Source organism: Pseudomonas sp. XK-1 (genome assembly GCF_038069885.1).
GTDB lineage: Bacteria > Pseudomonadota > Gammaproteobacteria > Pseudomonadales > Pseudomonadaceae > Aquipseudomonas.
Map to the genome: position 1 here is coordinate 35,089 of NZ_JBBPES010000006.1, position 20,479 is coordinate 55,567.

Genomic DNA, 20,479 nt, shown 5'->3' on the forward strand with positions numbered 1-20,479 from the left:
TTAGCGGGCGGGCGGCAGGCAGCTTTCGCCGGCAAACAGCTCGCTGAGCGTCTCGCGGCGACGCACTTCGAAGGCCTGGTCACCCTCTACCATCACCTCGGCGGCGCGGCCGCGGGTGTTGTAGTTGGAGCTCATGACAAAACCATAAGCACCGGCCGAGCGCACGGCCAGCAGATCGCCTTCGGCCAGGACCAGGTCGCGGTCCTTGGCGAGGAAGTCGCCGGTTTCGCAGATCGGCCCGACTATGTCGTAGTTGCGGCTGCTGCCGTCGCGCGGCTGCACCGCCTGCACGTCCATCCAGGCCTGGTACAGGGCCGGGCGGATCAGGTCGTTCATCGCCGCATCGACGATGGCGAAGTCCTTGTGTTCGGTGTGCTTGAGGTACTCGACCCGGGTCAGCAGCACGCCGGCGTTGGCCACGATCGAGCGGCCCGGCTCGAACACCAGGGCCAGGTCGCGGCCGGCAATGCGCTCACGCACCGCCTTGATATAGTCGCCGGCCAGCGGTGGCTGCTCGTCGCGGTACTGCACGCCGAGGCCGCCGCCCAGGTCCAGATGCTTGATCTGGATGCCGCGTGCGGCCAGACGGTCGATCAGCGTCAGCAGGCGATCGAGGGCATCGAGAAAGGGCGGCAGGGTGGTCAGCTGCGAGCCGATATGGCAATCGACGCCGATGATCTGCAGGTTCGCCAATTCGGCGGCGCGGGCGTAGACCGCTTCGGCCTGCTCGATATCGATGCCGAACTTGTTCTCTTTCAGCCCCGTGGAGATATAGGGGTGGGTGCCGGCGTCGACGTCCGGGTTGACCCGCAGGGAAATCGCCGCGGTCTTGCCCAGTTCGGCGGCAACCAGCTGCAGGCGTTCCAGCTCTTCGGTGGATTCGACGTTAAAGCAGTGCACGCCCACTTCCAGGGCGCGGCGCATATCGTCGCGGCTCTTGCCGACGCCGGAGAAGACGATCTTGCTCGCCTCGCCACCGGCGGCCAGCACCCGCTCCAGTTCGCCACGGGAGACGATATCGAAGCCCGCGCCGAGGCGTGCCAAGACATTCAGCACGCCGAGGTTGGAGTTGGCCTTGACCGCAAAACAGACCAGATGGGGCATGCCGGCCAGGGCATCGGCATAGGCGTGGTATTGCGCCTCGATATGGGCACGGGAGTAGACGTAGGTCGGCGTACCGAAGCGTTGGGCGATGGCGGACAAGGCCACGCCTTCCGCGAACAGCGCGCCGTCGCGGTAGTTGAAGGCGTTCATGGGGCTGTCCTTATTCGGTCTGCGCAGGGGCGGGCTGGCTTTCTTCCGGGAGGAACAGCGGGCCTTTCTGACCACAACCGGCGAGCAGTGTGGTGACGGCGACCAAGGCAATAAGGGCAGTAAACAACCGCTTCATGGTGGAATCCTTGTAATAAAGCATGATTGCGCAGGAGTATACCGACCCCCCGGACCCTTGCCTATGCGCCAGGATTCCCGTCTGGCGGGGCTTTGCTTGTATCTTGGCGGATATCTTTGCGCCCATGGCCAGTGATCAGGAGTCTGCATGGACAACCCCGTAGCGCTTGCTAGCTCGGTTTCGGTGGCCTACCTGCAGGGTTTGCTCGACTACCTGGAGCGCCATGGCGTGGCCAGCGCTGCCCTGCTTGAGCGGGCGCAACTGAGCCCGCAGCTGCTCGCCCAGCGCGATCAGCGCATCGCCGCCAGTACTTATCTGGAGCTGCTCGACCTGGGCGTGCAGCTGAGTGGCGACGACTGCCTCGGCCTGCACCTGGGCGAGGCGGTGCGCCCCGGTTATTACGGCGTGCTGGGTTACCTGGTCATGAGCTGCGCGACCCTGGCCGATGCCCTCCATCGCCAGGCCCGCTATGCCACCCTGGTGGGCAACCTGGGTCGGGTCGACCTGGCCGACGAGCCACCCCGGGAAGGCCTCGAACCCCAGGTGGCGCACAGCTGGCAGCCCTTGCTGGCGCAACAGCAGCGTCAGCTCAGTGAAGAAACCCTGGCCGCCTGGGTGACCTTCGGCCACTGGATCAGCGGCCTGGATGTACCGCCCAGCGAAGTGCGCTTCCAGCATGCGGCACCGGCGGATACGCGCGAGCATCAGCGCATCTTTCGTTGTCCGGTGCTGTTCGATCAGGCCGACAATGCTCTGGTTTTTCCCAAGCGCTTGCTGAGCACGCCGCTCGGCCAGGCCGACGCGCAGGTGCGGCTGATGCTCGATGCCTACGCCGATCGCCTGCTTGGTGAAATCCAGCAGGGCCAAAGCGTGCTCGACCGCGCAAGGCTGGAGCTGGCCCGGCAGCTACCCGAGGCCGGTGCCGACCTGGGCCTGATTGCCGCGCGCCTGGCCCTCAGCCCGCGCACCCTGCAGCGGCGTTTGCGCGAGGCCGGGCTGTCCTTCAACCAGTTGGTCGACGAGACGCGACAGCAGCTGGTGTTGCACTACCTGCGCGACCCGGCGCTGGAACTGGCGGAAATCGCCTTTCTGGTCGGCTTTAGCGAGCCGGGTTCGCTGGCCCGAGCCTTTCGCCGCTGGACCGGGCAGAGCCCCGGCGAGTATCGCCGCCACCTGGGATTATAAAAGCCACCGCGCCGGCGGATGCCATGCAGCGTCTTGCGCAGGAGCCTGATCGGGGCAATGCTCATGTACACTTTGCCGCTTGCGCCTGCCTTGTGGGTTCCCGGCTGGCGCGTTGATAACGCCTATTCTGTGCAGTCGCTGAATCTTTTGAGGTAAGTCGCAATGAGTTTGACCGAAGCCCGCTTTCACGATCTGGTCGATGCCACCCAGCAGGCGGTGGAAGATATTTTCGATGACAGCGACCTGGACCTGGATCTGGAAAACTCTGCCGGGGTACTGACCGTGCGCTTCGAGAACGGCACCCAGCTGATCTTCAGCCGCCAGGAGCCGCTGCGCCAACTCTGGCTGGCGGCGCGCTCCGGCGGTTTCCATTTCGATTACGACCCGACCAGCGAGCGCTGGATCTGCGACAGCAGCGACGAGCAGCTGGGCGAGATGCTGGCACGCATCACTCTGGAACAATCCGGTGCCGACCTTGAGTTCGAAGAGCTCTGACAGCCCCGGCGCAAGCCCGCAGGTCGTCTCGCCCTGCCGCCGGCAGTGCTGCCTGGACGAGCGGGATATCTGCCTGGGCTGCGGTCGCACGCTGGCGGAGATTCTCGAGTGGGGCCAGGCCGACGGCCCGCGTCGCCGCGCCATCTGCGCCGCCGCCGAGACACGCGTGCAGCAGCGCCCCGGCATCCACTGACCAGGCGGCCTTGTTTATTTGAGTGGCTGTGATACGGTCGGGATCACTCTTGCAAAACCCCATCCCCGTGATGGGGTTTTGCTTTTTCCGCAACCGGCAAAGGCCGTCTGGAATGCAGCACCGTGTTCGCCCGGTGGTTTCCAGCGGTCAGACCAAGGAGATTTACCCGCACCATGACCAGCGCACCTTCGATCACCATTACCCGTCTGGACCTGCAGCGTCTGGAGCATCTGCTCGACAGCCTGGACGACTTCGGCCCCGGTGCCGTTGCCCTGCAGGCCGAGCTGGACCGCGCCGAAGTGGTCGGTCACGACGAGGTGCCGGCGGGTGTGGTGACCATGAATTCGCAGGTGCATTGCCGCGAAGAAAGCAGCGGCAAGGACTACCACCTGAAACTGGTGTACCCGCAGGATGCCGGCGGCGAAGGTACGGTATCGATCCTCGCGCCGGTTGGCAGCGCCCTGCTGGGCTTGTCCGTGGGCCAGCATATCGACTGGACCTCCCCCACCGGCAAGGTGCTCCAACTGACCTTGTTGGCGGTTGAATATCAGCCCGAGGCTGCGGGCGAATACAACCGCTGAGCCGTTCGGCTAGCCGCCTCGGGGGTTTGGGCTAGGCTGCATGAGGTGTACCACCCGGCAAGGAGGCCCCATGTCCAGTCTGCCCCTGTATTTCCCCCAGGGCTTTGCCCTGACCCGGGCGCTGCAATGCGCCCAACTGGTCGCTGCGGCCTATGCCCAGTACGACCAATGGCAAGCCCAGGACCGGCCGCGGCGGCCTCAGGACTTCGCCTGGCAACCGCCTGGGTTGCCCGGCTGGCGCTTCTCCGCGCCGATCTGGAGCGTGCTCAGCGAGCTGCACTTTCTCAACGAATCCGAACCCTTCGGCTTTGCCGCGCGCGATCCGGAGGGGGCGCTGTACCTGGTGTTTCGCGGCACTGACACGGTGCAGGACTGGCTGGACGATCTAGATGCCGAGCAGCGTGCCTACCCCTGGCAGCCAGGTGTAGGCCAGGTACATGCTGGTTTTCTCAAGCTCTACGCTTCGCTGCGCGACCTGGCCCTGCATGAGGTGGATGCCCTGCAGCCCAATGAACGTCTCTGGGTCTGCGGCCATAGCCTGGGTTGCAGTCTGTCGAGCCTGGCAGTGCTGGATCTGCGCGAGCGCTGGCCGGATCTGCCGCTGGAACATTACAACTTCGCCAGCCCGCGTCTGGCGGCGACGGACTTTGCCGCTCACTACAACGCCTTGCAGGTGCCGACCTTCCGCCTGGTCAACGACAGCGATCTGGTGCCGCAGGTACCGCCCGGTGCGGTGGATGGCTTGCTCTATCAGCACCTGGGGCAGGCCGTGACCTTCACCGCCAGCTATGCCGATGTAGCGGCCAATCACAGCCTGGCCGACTGCTACCTGTACGCGCTGCAAAACCCACAGGCACCGATGCGCTAGCGGTTTACCGCGCCGGGCTCAGGCCTGCTGCAGGGCGTTGTTCAGCGCCTCTTCCAGGCGCGTCTTGTAGCGCAGGTAATGCACCGTCTGCATATGCCCCTCGCCCAGCACCGCGGAGAGATCCAGGTCGGTGATATAGCAGGGGTAGCGGGCCCCGCCCGAACGCTGGGAGAGAATGTGCTGGGCCACGGCGGCGAACAGGTCGCCGGCGTACTCCAGTTCGGAAAACTCGCGGTGGTTGCAGTACAGGGTGACGTGGGAGCGCGTGGGGCCTGTCGCCCCTGCGGGTCGCCGCTGCACGACATTAAGAATCGCGCCCGAGGACTTCTTGCCGTCGGCCGGTTCGACAATCGCCTGTACGTCATAGAAGGGGTGGCTGATCGGTGTCTGCGGCGCGGGTCGGCGCTCCAGGCGCTGGGCCCGGTGCGGTGCATCCGGCTCGACCCGGTAGTAATGGATGTCCAGGTGCGCATTGTCCTGCAGGTTGTCCAGCGGCAGCAGGGCATTGCGCCGGTACAGCACCGATTGCAGGAAGCGTTGCAGGGGCGTCAGCAGGCTCAGTTCGTCACGGAAGGGCATCTGCTGTCGCCACAGCCCATTGTGCTCGTCGAGCACGGTGATTTCGGCCAGGCCGCTGGTTTCGTGGATGCGGTAGAACACCTGGATGCAGTGGGGCCGGCCGAACGGCAGGATCAGGGCCAGGTCGTCACCTTCCAGGGCGCTGCGATCCAGATGCAGTTCGCTGTAGTGCGGTTGCTCGCTGCCCAGGTGTTCGATCAGCGCGGGCAGGTCTTTCAGGGCGGTGTGGTGCACCTGGCCCGGGATCAGTTCGAGCAGGTGGTAGTGCTGCTTGATCTGCAGCAGGTAGCGCTTGCGCTGCGCGCTGCCGAAGTTGCCCAGGGCTTCGCGGAACAGTTCCTCGACCCGCTCGGCGATGGTGCCGGCGCGATTGCGGCAGAAACAGCGCACCCGCAGGTTCGGTGGCTTGCCCCCGGCCGGCAGGCTGTTGAGGAAGTCACGCAGGCAGTCGAGCAGCGCGTGGGGGCCGTCGTAGCGGCTCACCAGCAGCTCGTTCCAGCTGTTTAGGCTGACCTGGTCGATGGTCAGGATCAGGTTTTCGCGCACCCCGGAATAGCCCAGGGCATCGGTACGCTCGCTGGTCATATGCACATTCAGCTGGCTGAAGTGCTTGAGCGGATCGATGCCGACGTTCACCAGCAGCAGCACTTCGCTGGGGACGCTGGCGCTGAGCAGGGCGCTTTCATCGACCGCCGGCAGCGGCAGGGGCACCACCTGCTGCAGGCTGGCCAGCAGATTGGTCAGCTCGTACTCGTTCAGGTCGCTGCTGCCCGGGTACAGCGACAGTCGTGTGCTGTTGTCGATCACGCCGTTGCGCTGACACCAGGCGAGCAGCTCGATCAGTTCGCGGGTGCGCTTGAGCGGCGAGAAGTTTTCCAGCTCCTGAGCGTTGACGCTGCCGCTATAGAGCGCCCACTGGCTTTCGTTGGGCGCATCCGGGCTGGGGCTCTGGGACAGAGTCAGGGTATCTTCGGCCAGGTCCGGGGCGATCCCGGGGTTGATAAATTCGACCTTGCCGGCCTTGCGCTCGAAAGCCGCATACAGACGGCGGCCGAGTACCCCGAGGTCGCGGCTGTTGAGGGAGCTGCCGGCATGTTCGCTGCGGGCGAAGGCGGAGAGAAAGCGATAGCTGTAGGTCAGCTCGTTGACCAGCATGCGCCGCTCGGCCCCGACCTGGCGCACCTTCCACTGGCTGCGGCTGTCGAGCAGGGCCAGCTGGCGGGCGTCCCAGTTCCAGTCGTTGGTCAGGCGTTCGAGCAACTGGCGCTGCCAGCTCTTGTGCGGGTTGCGCGGCGGACGGCTGAGTTTCCTGTCCACTTTCAGGTACAGGCAGCGGCGGATCAGCTCCAGGCGCTCGTGCTCGCCGCGGGCCTTGAGGTATTCCTCCAGGCGGCGGTACACCACGATATAAGGGTCGAGTTCGTCGAGGTCCAGCTGGTTGGCGAACACCGCCTGCTTGAAGCGCAGCGACAGGCAGTGGACCTTCGGGTGCTCGCTGGCATAGACCTCGGTGAGCAGCAGCTTGAGTACCGACTTGTAGGGCGATTCGATGCCCTTGAACAGCTGCCACATGCCGGCCCCGATAAATTCATCGGCGGGGATGCGCGCCAGGTGACCGAGATCGAGCACCTCTTCGGCGCGGATAAAGCGCTTCGAGAGCAGGGTGTCGATGTAGTGCTGGTAGCGCTGTTCTTCGTAGACCGGCACCAGCCACCACAGCGGCGTACGCCCGCCGAGCCAGATCGCGGTGCGGTAGAACTCGTCAAGCAGCAGGTAATGCTGGGTGGTGCCGCAGTCATCCGAGGTTAGCTGGGTGGCGCGGTCGCCCAGGGTGAAACGAGCCGGGTCGATCAGAAAGAAATGCGCCTCGGCTCCCTGGGTCGCGGCCCAGGTTTCGAGCAGGCTGCACTTCTTGTGTAGCTCGTCGAGCTGCAGGGCGCTGAGATCGCTGGCATGGCACAGCCACAGGTCCATGTCGCTGTTCTCGGCCTGGGCCACGGTGCCCAGGCTGCCCATCAGAAACAGGCCGTGGATCGGCAGTGTCTGCTTGCCGCGGTAGGGCTTGTAGGCGAAGGAGCGGGTCAGGCGCTGAACTTCGCCGAGCAGCTCGTCACTCGGTTCGAAACCGCTGAGGCCGGCCGGGGTCAGCCCCGAGACATAGCCGGGGAGCAGCGGATGGTTGACGTGAAACAGCAGCGGCAGCAGCTTGAGCACCAGCTGCTGGCGCGTTGACAGGGCCTGCATGGCGCGCTGCAGGCGGCCCTGGTTGAGTTTGAGGAAACGCGCGCGCAGCTGGCTGAGGACCTTGCGGTCGATGCCTTCGTCGATATCCGGGCGAATTTCCTGGGTGCGACTCATGCTCGGGCTCTGCGGGAAGGTAGGCCAAGGGGATGAGGCCGCTGGTTGGTGTGGCGGCCTGCGTCGATACCCGCTCCAGGCGTTGCGGGGCGACGCAGGCGATGGTGGGTCAGACCACTTCCGGTACGTTGAGGATGGTCAGCAGTACCTGGGTGTGCTCGGCGGCATCCAGGCCCAGGCTGGTCAGGTAACCGCCGTCGGCCTGGCTGATCAGGCCTTTGTCGTGCAGCCGTTTGGCGGCGGCGATGGCAGCGGGGGTGGCCGTGTGGTGAACCTTGATGCCCTCCTGGGTGTTGCCCAGATTGAACAGCGCGAGAATTTCCAGTTCGGCAAGCAACTCGGGGGTAAAGGCCATAAGTACTCCTGCTTCTTGTTTTGGTAAGCCGCGGCCCAGTGGCCGGCGGCGGAAGCGGTATGCGGCATTCGACGAAGCTGCTGCATCCAGTCCAGGCAGTGTAGTGAAGCCCGGTCTAATCTGCCGCTACTCGATGCTGCCAGAAGTCGCGGGGCGCGGGTTAAAAATTTTTATGGCGGGCCATCCATGGCCGTCACCCTGCGGGCCGTTGTTGCGTGAGGTTAAAAACCGCGTCAGAGGATTTTTCTAATCCTGGCCGGGCAGCTCCGGTAGCGCGCGCAGGCCCTGCTCGTAGCGTGCGGCGTTGAAGGGGCGGTCGTCGCGCAACATGGCGTCGATCTCGTCGGCCAGAACCAGAGCCATCAGCGGGAGGATTTCCTCGCGTTCATAGCCAACCAGCAGCAGCTTGTTCAGCACCGCCTGGACAAAGGCCGGCTCGCCGGCCTCCAGCTGATTTTCCACGGCCTGGATCAGGGTCGCTTCGGCGAAGCGTTCTTCGCTGTCGTCATCTTCGTGCAAGGGGTTCTCCAGATAGCAGGCTGTTGAAAAACGTAGGCGAGGCAGGCAAGACAATACCGATGGCGGCCCCACAAAAACAGGCGAGGAAGCGGACTGGGCTCGCACGCGAGTTTACGTGCTGTAAATGAGCATTACTCGTTTCACTCGCCCTTCGGGTCGCGCTAAAGCGCGTTAGCCGCAAGCGGCTTTCCGAGCCTGTTTTTAACGCAGTATTGCCAACGTAGGTAGTTTTTCAACGGTCTGTTAGGGGGGCGGGGCCTGTTCGTAGAAGCGCTCGGTCAGGGCTTTGCCGTGTTGCTTGCTGAGCAGCGTGCGCAGCGTGCCGTCGGCAATCATGGCCTGCACATGCTGGCGCAGCCAGTCGATGCTGGTCTGGTCCAGGGTGCGCCGCGAGAGGTACAGGCCAACGCCGAAGGCGTCCGATTCCGGTACCTGGATAATGCGCAGCTGCTCGCCCAGGGCCAGTTCATCCAGTTCCTTCTGATAGACCCCGGCAGTCATCACCGTGGCCTGAATACGCCCGGCCTGCAGCTTGAGGAACAGGTTGTTCGGGGTGGGCGACAGCTGGATGCGCTGTTGGGCATAGAGCGGGGCCAGACGTTGGTCGAAGTATGGGCCGTTGGAGTGGCCGCGGATCAGGCCGATCTTGATGCTCGGGTCGGCCAGCAACTGGGCCAGCGAGTCGATCCCCGCGGCGTGCCTGCGGTCGATCAGGATATCGTTGCGGTTCTTGAAGTACTCGACGAACACGCCCTTTTGATCGCGCTCGTCGGTTCGGATGGTCGGCGAGATGATATCCAGATGCTCCAGGTCGGCCTCATGCCAGGCGCGTATGCGCGGCAGCGGCCAGAGCTGGAAGGTACAGCCGCTGCGTTGGCCGAGCTCCTTGTAGAAATCGAAGGCCGAACCGGCAGGCGTGCCGTCATCCAGCAGGTAGTAGCTGTAGCCGATCTGCGAGATGCCCACACGGTAGGTGTGCGAACAGTTGCTGGCGGCCTGGGCCGCGCCGCTGAGCAGCAGGCAGAACAGAAGCACGATGGCGGGCATGGCAACTCTTGGTTGAGTGCGGGGATTGGGCCGGTTGCATGGACCGGCCCTGTCTTTGATTCAGTCTAGGAGACTGTCGGACTTAACGCCGCCCTACTGCGGCAAAGCCCCGCTTTCTGGTGGTGGCCATTTATGCTGTTCTTTCTTGCTGAATAGCTCGCTATTCGCGGGGCGGCCCGCCGCTTCAAAAGACCAGCAAAACTTACTCAAGCCGGGCTTCCGCTCGCGAGGAACGGCCAAGCCCGGCAGTTTCCTAGCGGCTGGCCAGCAGTTCGCGGCCACGCTGTACCGCAGCGCGTACCTGATTCGGCGCGGTGCCGCCGATATGGTCGCGGGCGTTGACCGAGCCTTCCAGGGTCAGCACGGCGAACACGTCCTGCTCGATCTGCTCGCTGAACTGGCGCAGTTCGTCCAGGCTCATCTCGGCCAGGTCCTTGCCGCTGTCGACGCCGTATTTCACCGCGTGGCCGACGATCTCGTGGCAGTCACGGAACGGCAGGCCCTTGCGCACCAGGTAGTCGGCCAAATCGGTGGCGGTGGAGAAACCACGCAGCGCCGCTTCACGCATGATTGCGTGCTTAGGTCTAATGGCCGGGATCATGTCGGCAAAGGCGCGCAGCGAGTCACGCAGTGTGTCGGCGGCGTCGAACAGCGGTTCCTTGTCTTCCTGGTTGTCCTTGTTGTAGGCCAGCGGTTGGCCTTTCATCAGGGTCAGCAGGCCGGTCAGGGCACCGAATACCCGGCCGGTCTTGCCGCGCACCAGCTCGGGAACGTCAGGGTTTTTCTTTTGCGGCATGATCGAGCTGCCGGTGCAGAAGCGATCCGGCAGGTCGATAAACTGGAACTGCGCGCTGGTCCAGAGCACCAGCTCTTCGGAGAAGCGCGACAGGTGCATCATGGCAATCGAGGCGGCGGCGCAGAACTCGATGGCGAAGTCGCGATCCGACACGCCGTCCAGGGAGTTGCCGCCCACGGCGTCGAAGCCGAGCAGTTCGGCGGTGACTTCGCGCTGAATCGGGTAGGTGGTGCCGGCCAGCGCTGCCGAGCCCAGCGGCATGCGGTTGGTGCGCTTGCGGCAATCCACCAGGCGCTCATGGTCACGGCTGAGCATCTCGAACCAGGCCAGCAGATGGTGGCCGAAGGTTACCGGCTGAGCGGTTTGCAGGTGGGTAAAGCCCGGCATGATGGTCTCGGCTTCACGCTCGGCCTGCTCCAGCAGGCCCTGCTGCAGACGGGTGATTTCGCCGAGGATCAGGTCGATCTCGTCGCGCAGCCACAGGCGGATATCGGTGGCGACCTGGTCGTTGCGCGAACGGCCGGTGTGCAGCTTCTTACCGGTGACGCCGATGCGGTCGGTCAGACGCGCCTCGATGTTCATGTGCACGTCTTCCAGGTCGACGCGCCAGTCGAACTGGCCGGCTTCGATTTCCGTCTGGATCTGCTTGAGGCCTTCGATGATGCTGTCGCGCTCGGCATCGCTGAGTACGCCGACTTTGGCCAGCATGGTGGCGTGGGCGATGGAGCCCATGATGTCGTGGCGATACAGGCGCTTGTCGAATTCGACGGAAGCGGTAAAGCGGGCGACAAAGGCATCGACGGGTTCGCTGAAGCGGCCGCCCCAGGATTGATTGGTTTTTTCAGTGCTCATGGGCTTCACTCGGCTGGTGCGCTAAAGCGCGCTGGCTGCCCTGCAGCCAGCAAGGCGGAAAATTGTGCGGATAATAACAGGCTCAAGGGCAAAATCGCCGCGCTGCTTCGTCGGCGCGATCCGCGCCCGGGCTCTGTTGCCTGCGTCACAGTTTGAGCGGCCGCAGCGCATCCCGGCGCTTTATTTTGCCCGGCCGGGATTGTCTATCTTGCCGCTGGGCCGGGCTACGCGGAAACTGCGCCGATGAAAACAACAATACCTACTCCCGCCACACAGCCCCTCGATGACTTCTTCGTGCCCGAGCTATGCCGGCCCGATGCGCTGCTGAGCATGGTGCTGCTGGCCGAGCTGCTGGTGCTGGTGCTGGTGCTCTCGGAACCCATGCTGCCCGGCTTCGACTGGGTGCGCCTGGCCCTGACTTCGCTGTTCGTGCAATGGAACGTGCTGCTCTCGGCGGCCCTGCTGTGCCGGTTGCGGCCGTTGATGGCGCGCATGCGCGTGGCCGTGGCCGGGGTGCTGTGCTGCGCCATAGTGGTTGGCCTGACCCTGGCCTGTACCGCGGTGGCCGAGTACTACCAGCTGGGCGGGCCGTTGCCGCGCACTGGCGAGGTCAACCTGTATCTGCGCCACGCCCTGATCAGCCTGATCATGTCGGCATTGCTGCTACGCTATTTTTATCTGCAGAGCCAATGGCGCCGGCAGGAGCAGGCCGAGCTGCGTGCACGCATCGAGTCGTTGCAGGCGCGCATCCGCCCGCACTTTCTGTTCAACAGCCTGAACAGCATCGCCAGCCTGGTGGTGATCGATCCGCACAAGGCCGAGCAGGCGGTGCTGGACCTGTCCGATCTGTTCCGCGCCAGCCTGGCCAAACCCGGCAGCCTGGTGCCCTGGCGCGACGAGCTGGAGCTGGCGCAGCGATATTTGTCGATCGAGCGCTATCGGCTTGGCGAACGGCTACAGTTGCAGTGGGAGATAGTCGACGTGCCGGAGGATTTGCCCATTCCACAGCTGACCTTGCAGCCCTTGCTGGAGAACGCCCTGATCTATGGCATACAGCCGCGTGTCGAGGGTGGCTTGGTGCGCGTTGCAGCGAGCTATCAGGAGGGCATCTTCCAGCTGTGCGTGAGCAATCCCTACGATCAACCGGATGCGCCGCAGGTTTCGCGAGGGACCCAGCAGGCGCTGAATAATATTGATGCGCGGCTGGTGGCACTTTTCGGGCCGCAGGCCAGTCTCAGCGTAGAGCGCCGTGACGGCCGCCACTTCACTTGTCTACGCTATCCTTGTGCGAGACCCATGCAGGAAGCCAGTGCATTATGAATGTCCTGATTGTCGATGACGAACCCCTGGCCCGCGAGCGCCTGAGCCGAATGGTGGGCGAACTCGAGGGCTACCGTGTGCTTGAACCCGCGGCCAGCAACGGCGAAGAGGCACTGAGCCTGATCGATAGCCTGAAGCCCGATGTGGTGCTGCTGGATATCCGTATGCCGGGCCTGGATGGCCTGCAGGTTGCCGCCAAACTCTGCGAGCGCGAAGCGCCGCCGGCGGTGATCTTCTGTACCGCCCATGACGAGTTTGCCCTGGAGGCGTTCAGGGTCAGCGCGGTGGGTTATCTGGTCAAGCCGGTGCGCGCGGAAAGCCTCAGCGAAGCGCTGAAAAAAGCCGAGCGGCCCAATCGTGTGCAACTGGCGGCCCTGACCCGGCCCCCCGGCGAGAGCGGCGGCGGGCCGCGCAGTCATATCAGCGCGCGCACCCGCAAGGGCATCGAGCTGATTCCACTGGATCAGGTGATCTACTTTATCGCCGACCACAAATACGTGACCCTGCGCCACGCCGGCGGCGAAGTGCTGCTGGATGAGCCGCTGAAAGCCCTGGAAGACGAATTCGGCGATCGCTTCGTGCGTATTCACCGCAACGCCCTGGTCTCCCGCGAGCGCATCGAGCGTTTGCAACGCACGCCGCTGGGGCACTTCCAGCTGTACCTCAAGGGCATGGGCGAGGAGGCATTGATCGTCAGTCGTCGGCATGTGGCCGGGGTGCGCAAGTTGATGCATCACCTCTGAGGCTGAACGGGCAACCCGGATGACTCCGGGTCGCAGGCCTGATGTGAGCCAGCCTGTTATTATCCCCGGCAGTCCGTTTTATGGAATTGCCCATGTCCCGCGAAATTCGTATTGCCACCCGTAAAAGCGCCCTGGCCCTTTGGCAGGCCGAGCACGTCAAGGCACGCCTGGAGCAGGCCCATCCCGGTCTGGTCGTCAGCCTGGTACCCATGGTCAGTCGCGGCGACAAGCTGCTCGATGCGCCTCTGGCGAAAATCGGCGGCAAGGGTCTGTTCGTCAAGGAGCTGGAAACCGCCCTGCTTGAAGGCCAGGCCGATATCGCCGTGCATTCGATGAAGGATGTGCCCATGGATTTCCCCGAAGGCCTGGGCCTGTACTGCATCTGCGAACGCGAAGACCCGCGTGACGCCTTTGTTTCCAATACCTATGCCAGCCTCGATGCGTTGCCGCCCGGCAGCGTGGTCGGCACGTCCAGCCTGCGCCGTCAGGCCCAGCTGCTGGCGCGCCGTCCGGATCTGAAAATCCAGTTCCTGCGTGGCAACGTCAACACCCGCCTGGCCAAGCTGGATGCCGGCGAGTACGACGCCATCATCCTTGCCGCCGCCGGCCTGATTCGCCTCGGTTTCGAAGCGCGCATCCGCTCCTCGATCAGCGCCGAGGACAGCCTGCCGGCCGGTGGCCAGGGCGCGGTGGGTATCGAATGTCGCAGCGCCGATAGTGAAATCCATGCCCTGCTCGCGCCCTTGCATCACCGCGATACCGCGTTGCGGGTGACCGCCGAGCGTGCCTTGAACAAGCATCTGAATGGCGGCTGCCAGGTACCGATTGCCTGCTACGCCGTGCTGGAAGGCGAGCAGCTGTGGCTGCGCGGCCTGGTCGGGCAGCCGGATGGCGGTCTGCTGCTGCGGGCGGAAAACCGTGCGCCGGCGGCGCAGGCCGAGCAGCTGGGTGTGCAGGTGGCCGAGGCGTTGCTGGCCCAGGGCGCGGCGGCCATTCTGCAAGCGGTGTATGGCGAGGCCGCCGCCGAGTGAGCGCCTGGCGTCTGTTGCTGACCCGGCCGGCCGAGGAATCGGCGGAGCTGGCGGCGACCCTGGCGGCGCGCGGTATTTATAGCAGCAGCCTGCCGCTGCTGCGCATCGAAGCCCTGGCGCAAAGCCCTGAGCAGTGCGCGCTGCTGCTCGATCTGCAGCGTTACTGCGCGGTGATTGTGGTGAGCAAACCGGCGGCGCGGCTGGCCCTGGCCCTGCTGGATCGCTATCAGGTCCAGCCTGCGGCCGAACAGCCCTGGTTCAGTGTCGGTGCCGCCACGGCGCAGATTCTCCGTGAGCATGGTCTGAGTGTTTATTACCCCGGGCAGGGCGATGACAGCGAGGCCCTGCTTGCCCTGCCGCAGTTGCAGCAGGCGCTGGCCGCGACCGTTGCCCCGCAGGTATTGATCCTGCGCGGCGAGGGTGGCCGAGAGTTACTCGCCGACTGCTTGCGCGGCCAAGGTGTGCAGGTGGACTATCTGCCACTGTACCGCCGCCTGTTGCCGGAATACCCACCGGCGGCGCTGCCTGAGCGCATCGCCGGCGAACGACTGAATGGCCTGGTGGTCAGCAGTGGGCAGGGTTTTGCGCATTTGCGCGAACTGGCCGATCACGACTGGCCACAGCTGGCCCGTCTACCCTTGTTTGTACCCAGCCCGCGGGTGGCCGAAATGGCCCGCGCGGCCGGTGCGCAATTTGTTGTGGACTGCCGTGGCGCGAATGCCGCGGCCTTGCTGGCGGCGTTGCAGGCGCAACCTGCCCCCGACCTCTGATGCAAAGGATGGATACGTGAGCGAAGCGACTACCCCGAACGTGCAGGAACCAACTGTTGTGGACGCGTCCGCCGCGAAGCCAGTGCCGCCTCCGGCCAAGCCGCCATCCCGCGGCAACGCCCTGGCCGCTTTGGCTTTGCTGGTGGGGGCTGCCGGTGTGGGCGTAGGCGGGTGGAGTGTCTGGCAGCTGCGCGCGCTGGACGTGCGTGACCAGCAGCAGGTGGGCCAGCTGCAGCAGACCCGCGAGCAGACCGATGACCTGGTGGCCAAGACCCGGGCCCTGGACAGCCGCCTGCAGCAGTTGCCGCCGCCGGCCGAACTGGACGGCCAGCGCCGTCTGCTGAGCCAGCTGCAGGGCGACCAGCAACTGCTCAATCAGCGTCTGGAGGGCCTGCTGGGGGCTAGCCGTCAGGACTGGCGACTGGCCGAAGCCGAGCATCTGCTGCGCCTGGCCAGCCTGCGTCTGTCTGCGCTGCAGGACATCAACAGCGCCCTGGCGCTGGTCGAGGGCGCAGACGAGATCCTGCGCAGCCAGGATGACCCGGCGGCCTTTGCGGCCCGCGAGCAGCTGGCAAAGAGTCTCGAAGCCTTGCGTGGCAGCTTCGATCCGGATCGTACCGGGTTGTTTCTGCAGCTGGGCGCGCTGCGTGATCAGGCCGCCCAGCTCGAAGCCCTGCCGCCGACCTTTGCCGGCGACGGCGAAGGTGGCGCGCTGAGCGAGCTGGCCGCCAAGGGTGAGCCGCAGAGCTGGTGGGTGCGCGGCCTGGAAACCCTGGCGCAGTATGTGCGCCTGGATTTCAGTGCCGATCAGAATATTCGTCCCCTGCTGGCCGGGCAGGCGCTGTCGCAGGTGCGTCTGGCCCTGAGCATGAGCTTCGAGCAGGCGCAGTGGGCCGCCCTGCATGGCCATACCGCGGTCTACCAGCAGGCCCTGCGCCAGGCCCGGGATGTGCTGGCCAGCCACTTCAATGCGGAAAATCCGGACAGCCGTGCCCTGGCGGCGCGGATCGACGAGCTGCTGGCGCGGCCCATCGAGGTCAAGGTGCCTGACCTGAGCGCCAGCCTCAATGCGATCCAGGCCTATATCGCCAGCAAGCAGTCGGCCCGTGCCCAGTTCGAGACCGACAGTGCGGTCGAAGTCGAGTCGGCCGAGCAGGAGCCGCGCCCATGAAACGCCTTTATCTGCTTCTCCTGGTGCTGGCTGCGATAGTCGGTCTGACGCTGCTGGGACTGGCCATCGCGCAGCACCAGGGCTATGTGCTGCTGGCCTACAAGGGCTTTCGCTTCGAGTCCAGCCTGTGGGCCTTTGTCGGGCTGCTGCTGGTGCTCTGGATGCTGCTGTACGGCCTGCGCCTGTTGCTGCGGTTCGCCCTGACCTCGGCCGGCCTGGTCAATCCCTGGTCGGGCCTGCATGAGCGCCGGCGCACGCGCATGGCCGCCGAACTGGGTTTTGTCGACCTGGCCGAAGGGCACTGGGCGCGCGCCCTGCGCCATCTGCGTCGCGCTGCCGAGAGTGCGCCGCAGCCGCTGATGTATTACCTGGGCGCGGCACGAGCGGCGCAGCAACTGGGCCAGCATGAGGACAGCGATGCGCTGCTGGAACGGGCGCTGGAGCGTCAGCCGAAGGCCGAGCTGGCCGTGGCCCTGACCCATGCCGAGCTGCAACTGGCCCGCGGCCAGGCCGAGGCGGCCCAGGACACCCTGCAGGTCATGCGCGAGCGTTATCCGCAGCAGCATCAGGTGCTGTTGCGCTTGCAGCAGCTGTATCTGCAGCAGCAGGACTGGTCGGGTCTGTTGGGTCTGCTGCCGGAACTGCGCAAGCAGCGACTGCTCGGCGACGCCACCCTCAGCGAGCTGGAGCGGCAGGCCTGGCGCGGCCGCATGGCGAGTATCGGGCAGGCTGCCGAGGACGGTCGTGAAGAGCGCCTGGCGGCACTGGCCAAGATCTGGCAGCAGCTGTCCACGGCGCAGCGCCAGGAGCCGGATATGCTCGCGGCCTATGTCGAGCAGCTGCGCCACCTGGGTGCCGAGGCAGAGGCCGAAGCCCTGCTGCAGAGTGCCCTCAAGCGTCAGTACGACAGTCATCTGGTGCGCCTCTACGGCTTGCTGCATGGCAGCGATGCCGCCCGTCAACTGCAGGTGGCCGAAGGCCTGTTGCAGGCTCACCCGCAGGATGCCGGGCTATTGCTGACCCTGGGTCGTCTGTGCGTGCACAACCAGTTATGGGGCAAGGCGCGCGGCTATCTCGAGAGCAGCCTGACCTTCGAACGGCATCCAGAAACCTGCGCCGAGCTGGCGCGTCTGCTCGCCCAGCTGGGTGAGGTCGAGGCGAGCAATCAGCTGTTTCAGGACGGTCTGGGGTTGCTCGATCGTCGCCTGGCTGGCTAATCCTATTGATCCCGCGGCAGGGCGAATAAGGTTTCGATCATGCCGCGGGGAATGCTTTACAGTGGTGCTGCAGGTCGAGGAGTGGGGTGCTGTCGCGGGCCGGATGGTGTGGCTGGATAGGCCCATGATGCGGGGTGCGGGCCCGCATCAGCAGGTCAGGCATGGAGCCGGGGCCGGTTGCTCCGTGCTTTTACAGGCCGCTTGAGCCCTGCGCGGGAGACCATGAGCAAGTTAAACGCTTGTATGAAATTTTCTCCGGGGCTGTCTTGAAGGCTCAGGCCGGCGGGCATAATCTGGCTCGCAGGTACCGCCGGAAAGTCGCCGTTCCACGGTTTTCTTCCCAAGCCCCTGGGCTAATTGACAGAAAAATGTCTCGACCAGGCGAACAACACTAATAGCAATAGGGAAGTGAGGTCATCATGCTCGAGAGTTGTCAGAACGCCCAGGAACGTTGGGGTGGGGTTCACCTGCTGATCGACCGCTGGCTGCAGGAACGCCAGGAATTGGTACACGCCTATGCGGCCATCAACAGTTCGCCGCAAGCGCCGAGTGCCAACGCAGAGACCCTGCAGAAATTCTGCGAAATCCTCGTCGACTACGTGTCGGCCGGCCACTTCGAGGTCTACGAACAGCTGACCAACGAAGCCAAGGCATTTGGTGATGAGCGCGGGCTGGAACTGGCCAAGCAGATTTACCCACGGATCGAAGTGATCACCGAAGTGGCATTGGCCTTCAACGACCGTTGCGACAATGGCGACTGTCATGATTCGGTGTCGCTGATCGATGAGCTGGTGCGCCTCGGGCAGCTGCTGCATGAGCGCTTCGAGCTGGAAGACTGCTTGATCGAAGTCCTGCACAACGCCCATCAAGAGCAGGCTGCCCCCGCTCTCTGACGAGTGGAGGGGTTATTCCTTGGTGTCGAGCAGCTCCAGCTCGAACACCAGGGGCGAGTAGGGTGGAATCAGATCCCCCGCACCTTCTTCGCCATAGGCCTGCGCCGACGGAATGACCAGCCGCCACTGCGCCCCCACCGGCATCTGCTGCAATGCACTGCGCCAGCCGGCAATCACACTGGGCAGGCTAAACCACTGGGGCGTCTGGCTCTCGTCGAACTGGCTACCGTCCGCCAATTGGCCGCTATAGCGTACCTGCACGCGGCTTGTGGCCTGAGGTTTGGGCCCTCGGCCCGGGCGCAACTCCTGCACCAGCACACCATTGTCCAGCTCGCGCACACCGGCCTTGGCTTTTTCCCTGGCTAAAAAGTGCCGCTCTGCCGCCATGGCGCGCTCACGTAGCGCCGGAGCGCTGGCCAGCTGGGCTTCATGGGCGGCCAGTAGGCTGTCGATGCGTTCGCCATCCAGGGCCAGGGGTTCATTGCGATAGGCCTGGCGCAGGCCGTCGAGCAGGGCCTGCAGGTCCAGCTGCGGTACTTCCTCGCGCAGCCGTTCACCCAGGCGCACGCCCAGGCTGTAGGCCAGATCCTGTGAGTCTTCCTGGGCCTGCGCGAGTGGTGCGAGCAGGCACAGCAGTAGCAGCGAAATCCGCGGCATGGACGTTCTCCGACCAAAGTTGCACTGATTATGCCTGTTAGCTTTAGGGGCGAGGTAGCGACGCAGCCGCGAGGAGGACTAGTATGAATGGCATCTTCACCCGCCAGGAGGCGCGTTATGTCGGCTACAAAGAACGCAAAGAAAAAGTCTGTCAGTACCCCGTTGCATTTGCTCCAGCAGCTTTCCAGCAGCCTGCTCGAACATCTTGAAGATGCCTGCAGCCGGGCCTTGATCGATGCCGAGAAACTGCTCGCCAAACTGGAGAAGCAGCGCGGCAAAGCCCAGGAGAAACTGCACAAGGCGCGCAGCAAACTGCAGGATGCCGCCGTAGCCGGCAAGGCCAAGGCCCAGGGCAAGGCCAAGGACGCGGTGGCCGAGCTCGAAGAACTGCTCGATGCGCTCAAGGCGCGTCAAACCGAAACCCGCAGCTATATTGCCGGGCTCAAGCGCGATGCCCAGGAAAGCCTGAAGCTTGCTCAGGGCGTGGGCAAGGTCAAGGAGGCCGTGAGCAAGGCGCTGGACAGTCGTGCGGCCAAGGCGGCGATGGTTGCCCCAGCTGCCAAACCGGCAGTGGCCAAAGCCCCGGCCAAGCCAGCCGCGAGAAAAGTTGCCGCCAAACCGGCGAGCAAGCCTGCTCCAGCGACCAAGGCTGCAGCCGGTGCCCCGGCCAAACCTGCGGCCAAGGCTCCGGCCCGGGCAGCAGCCAAACCCGCGGCCAAGGCCCCGGCTGCTCCAGCCAAGAACACGGCCAGCACCGCGGCGAAGAAGCCGGCCGCTAGCGCGAGTGCCAAGCCTGCGGTAAAAGCCGCTGCCAAGCCTGCTGCAACCAAGGCTCCTGCGACCAAGGCAGCCAGTAGGCCGGCCACCAAGCCTGCCGCCAAGCCGGCGGTGAAAAAGCCTGCAGCGGCCAAGCCGGTTGCACCTGCCAAGCCCGTAGCTGCGCCTTCCGCGGCTGCCAGCAGCGACAGCGCCAGCACCGCCCCAAGCGCGCCCTAAGTCAGGGACGGGCCGCCGCGTCGCGCAGCACCTGCAGCGCGGCGTGCTCGGTGGCGGGGGCGAGCTGCTCCAGCCAGCCGCCCGGCTGCGGGGTATCGGCACTGGGCCAGTCGCGGCTGTGCAGGGCCAGGCGCTGCAGCAGTTCGCGCTCGGCTTCCAGTTCGAGTGTTTTTACCTGTTCGCGCAGGTCCGCCAGCCCCGGATCGTCCTGTGCGGCGCTGCGCCAACCCTGACGCAACTGGCGCAGTGGCGTCACCACCTGTGCTTGCCAGGGCTGGGCGATGTTGCATAAGGCCGCGATCCGTTGCGCCGTGCAAGGCACCTTGCGCACCTCGCACCAGAGTGCGCAGAGCAGCAGACAGACATCCGCGCCCTGGGCTTGCAATTGCAGGCAGGCGGCTTCGACGCCGGGACGTCGGTAGAACTCTTCGGCAAATCGCCACAGGTCAGAGTGCATGGTGCT

The 20,479-nt window shown here is 64.8% G+C and carries 22 protein-coding genes; 13 read left to right on the plus strand and 9 right to left on the minus strand.

What is annotated here, in order from left to right:
• Together lysA and lptM are read right to left on the minus strand one after the other, a co-directional pair.
• On the minus strand, window positions 1-1,254 hold the full coding sequence (lysA, locus tag WMW70_RS16250) for a diaminopimelate decarboxylase (protein WP_341438509.1): 1,254 nt from the start codon (window positions 1,252-1,254) through the stop codon (window positions 1-3).
• A 10-nt stretch (window positions 1,255-1,264) separates the two neighbouring features.
• On the minus strand, window positions 1,265-1,390 hold the full coding sequence (lptM, locus tag WMW70_RS16255; protein ID WP_325503902.1) for an LPS translocon maturation chaperone LptM: 126 nt from the start codon (window positions 1,388-1,390) through the stop codon (window positions 1,265-1,267).
• A 147-nt stretch (window positions 1,391-1,537) separates the two neighbouring features.
• On the opposite strand from lptM, the gene WMW70_RS16260 reads away from it, so the two are divergent.
• The 5 genes from WMW70_RS16260 to WMW70_RS16280 all read left to right on the plus strand — a co-directional run bounded on the left by WMW70_RS16260 (window position 1,538) and on the right by WMW70_RS16280 (window position 4,712).
• A complete protein-coding gene (locus WMW70_RS16260; protein WP_341438510.1) occupies window positions 1,538-2,575 on the plus strand; it encodes an AraC family transcriptional regulator in 1,038 nt (345 codons plus the stop codon).
• Window positions 2,576-2,737: 162 nt separating this feature from the next.
• Window positions 2,738-3,070 carry an iron donor protein CyaY gene (gene cyaY, locus WMW70_RS16265; protein ID WP_341438511.1) on the plus strand — a complete coding sequence of 111 codons (333 nt, stop codon included), beginning with the start codon at window positions 2,738-2,740 and terminating at the stop codon, window positions 3,068-3,070.
• On the plus strand, window positions 3,051-3,263 hold the full coding sequence (locus tag WMW70_RS16270) for a DUF1289 domain-containing protein (protein WP_341438512.1): 213 nt from the start codon (window positions 3,051-3,053) through the stop codon (window positions 3,261-3,263). The genes cyaY and WMW70_RS16270 overlap by 20 nt, the downstream gene beginning before the upstream one ends.
• Window positions 3,264-3,436: 173 nt before the next feature.
• Complete coding sequence (rnk, locus tag WMW70_RS16275; RefSeq protein WP_341438513.1) at window positions 3,437-3,844, plus strand: nucleoside diphosphate kinase regulator; 408 nt, start codon at window positions 3,437-3,439, stop codon at window positions 3,842-3,844.
• A 70-nt stretch (window positions 3,845-3,914) separates the two neighbouring features.
• Window positions 3,915-4,712 (plus strand): lipase family protein, encoded by a 798-nt coding sequence (locus WMW70_RS16280; RefSeq protein ID WP_341438514.1) that lies wholly within the window; start codon window positions 3,915-3,917, stop codon window positions 4,710-4,712.
• Window positions 4,713-4,730: 18 nt separating this feature from the next.
• On the opposite strand, the gene WMW70_RS16285 is transcribed toward WMW70_RS16280, so the two are convergent.
• The 5 genes from WMW70_RS16285 to argH all read right to left on the minus strand — a co-directional run bounded on the left by WMW70_RS16285 (window position 4,731) and on the right by argH (window position 11,218).
• The gene (locus WMW70_RS16285) at window positions 4,731-7,649 is read right to left on the minus strand and encodes a class I adenylate cyclase (protein WP_341438515.1); all 2,919 of its coding nucleotides are present in this window, start codon (window positions 7,647-7,649) and stop codon (window positions 4,731-4,733) included.
• A gap of 109 nt (window positions 7,650-7,758) precedes the next feature.
• The gene (locus tag WMW70_RS16290; protein WP_339462395.1) at window positions 7,759-8,004 is read right to left on the minus strand and encodes a TIGR02647 family protein; all 246 of its coding nucleotides are present in this window, start codon (window positions 8,002-8,004) and stop codon (window positions 7,759-7,761) included.
• A 246-nt stretch (window positions 8,005-8,250) separates the two neighbouring features.
• Window positions 8,251-8,523 (minus strand): hypothetical protein, encoded by a 273-nt coding sequence (locus WMW70_RS16295; protein WP_341438516.1) that lies wholly within the window; start codon window positions 8,521-8,523, stop codon window positions 8,251-8,253.
• A gap of 243 nt (window positions 8,524-8,766) precedes the next feature.
• Window positions 8,767-9,570 (minus strand): substrate-binding periplasmic protein, encoded by an 804-nt coding sequence (locus WMW70_RS16300; protein ID WP_341438517.1) that lies wholly within the window; start codon window positions 9,568-9,570, stop codon window positions 8,767-8,769.
• A 253-nt stretch (window positions 9,571-9,823) separates the two neighbouring features.
• Complete coding sequence (argH, locus tag WMW70_RS16305) at window positions 9,824-11,218, minus strand: argininosuccinate lyase (RefSeq protein WP_341438518.1); 1,395 nt, start codon at window positions 11,216-11,218, stop codon at window positions 9,824-9,826.
• 243 nt (window positions 11,219-11,461) lie between these two features.
• Between argH and WMW70_RS16310 the strand changes: the two genes are divergently transcribed.
• The 7 genes from WMW70_RS16310 (at window position 11,462) to rsd (ending at window position 18,363) form a co-directional block, all read left to right on the plus strand.
• Entirely contained in the window at window positions 11,462-12,538 is a 1,077-nt protein-coding gene (locus WMW70_RS16310; protein ID WP_341438519.1) for a sensor histidine kinase, read from the plus strand.
• On the plus strand, window positions 12,535-13,281 hold the full coding sequence (locus tag WMW70_RS16315) for a LytR/AlgR family response regulator transcription factor (protein WP_341438520.1): 747 nt from the start codon (window positions 12,535-12,537) through the stop codon (window positions 13,279-13,281). The genes WMW70_RS16310 and WMW70_RS16315 overlap by 4 nt, the downstream gene beginning before the upstream one ends.
• A gap of 92 nt (window positions 13,282-13,373) precedes the next feature.
• Window positions 13,374-14,312 carry a hydroxymethylbilane synthase gene (gene hemC, locus WMW70_RS16320; RefSeq protein ID WP_341438521.1) on the plus strand — a complete coding sequence of 313 codons (939 nt, stop codon included), beginning with the start codon at window positions 13,374-13,376 and terminating at the stop codon, window positions 14,310-14,312.
• Window positions 14,309-15,082, plus strand: coding sequence for a uroporphyrinogen-III synthase (locus WMW70_RS16325; RefSeq protein ID WP_341438522.1), 774 nt, complete (start codon window positions 14,309-14,311; stop codon window positions 15,080-15,082). The genes hemC and WMW70_RS16325 overlap by 4 nt, the downstream gene beginning before the upstream one ends.
• 16 nt (window positions 15,083-15,098) lie before the next feature.
• Window positions 15,099-16,253, plus strand: a complete 1,155-nt coding sequence (locus WMW70_RS16330) for a uroporphyrinogen-III C-methyltransferase (protein ID WP_341438523.1) — start codon at window positions 15,099-15,101, stop codon at window positions 16,251-16,253.
• A complete protein-coding gene (locus tag WMW70_RS16335) occupies window positions 16,250-17,470 on the plus strand; it encodes a heme biosynthesis HemY N-terminal domain-containing protein (protein WP_341438524.1) in 1,221 nt (406 codons plus the stop codon). The genes WMW70_RS16330 and WMW70_RS16335 overlap by 4 nt, the downstream gene beginning before the upstream one ends.
• 419 nt (window positions 17,471-17,889) lie before the next feature.
• Window positions 17,890-18,363 (plus strand): sigma D regulator, encoded by a 474-nt coding sequence (gene rsd / locus WMW70_RS16340; protein ID WP_341438525.1) that lies wholly within the window; start codon window positions 17,890-17,892, stop codon window positions 18,361-18,363.
• Between the two features lie 12 nt (window positions 18,364-18,375).
• On the opposite strand, the gene WMW70_RS16345 is transcribed toward rsd, so the two are convergent.
• Window positions 18,376-19,020, minus strand: coding sequence for an FKBP-type peptidyl-prolyl cis-trans isomerase (locus WMW70_RS16345; RefSeq protein ID WP_341438526.1), 645 nt, complete (start codon window positions 19,018-19,020; stop codon window positions 18,376-18,378).
• A 117-nt stretch (window positions 19,021-19,137) separates the two neighbouring features.
• Here WMW70_RS16345 and WMW70_RS16350 point away from each other — a divergent pair, with 117 nt between their 5' ends.
• Complete coding sequence (locus WMW70_RS16350) at window positions 19,138-20,016, plus strand: AlgP family protein (RefSeq protein WP_341438527.1); 879 nt, start codon at window positions 19,138-19,140, stop codon at window positions 20,014-20,016.
• Between the two features lies 1 nt (window position 20,017).
• On the opposite strand, the gene WMW70_RS16355 is transcribed toward WMW70_RS16350, so the two are convergent.
• Window positions 20,018-20,473, minus strand: coding sequence for a TIGR02444 family protein (locus tag WMW70_RS16355; protein ID WP_341438528.1), 456 nt, complete (start codon window positions 20,471-20,473; stop codon window positions 20,018-20,020).
• Window positions 20,474-20,479: the final 6 nt, after the last annotated feature.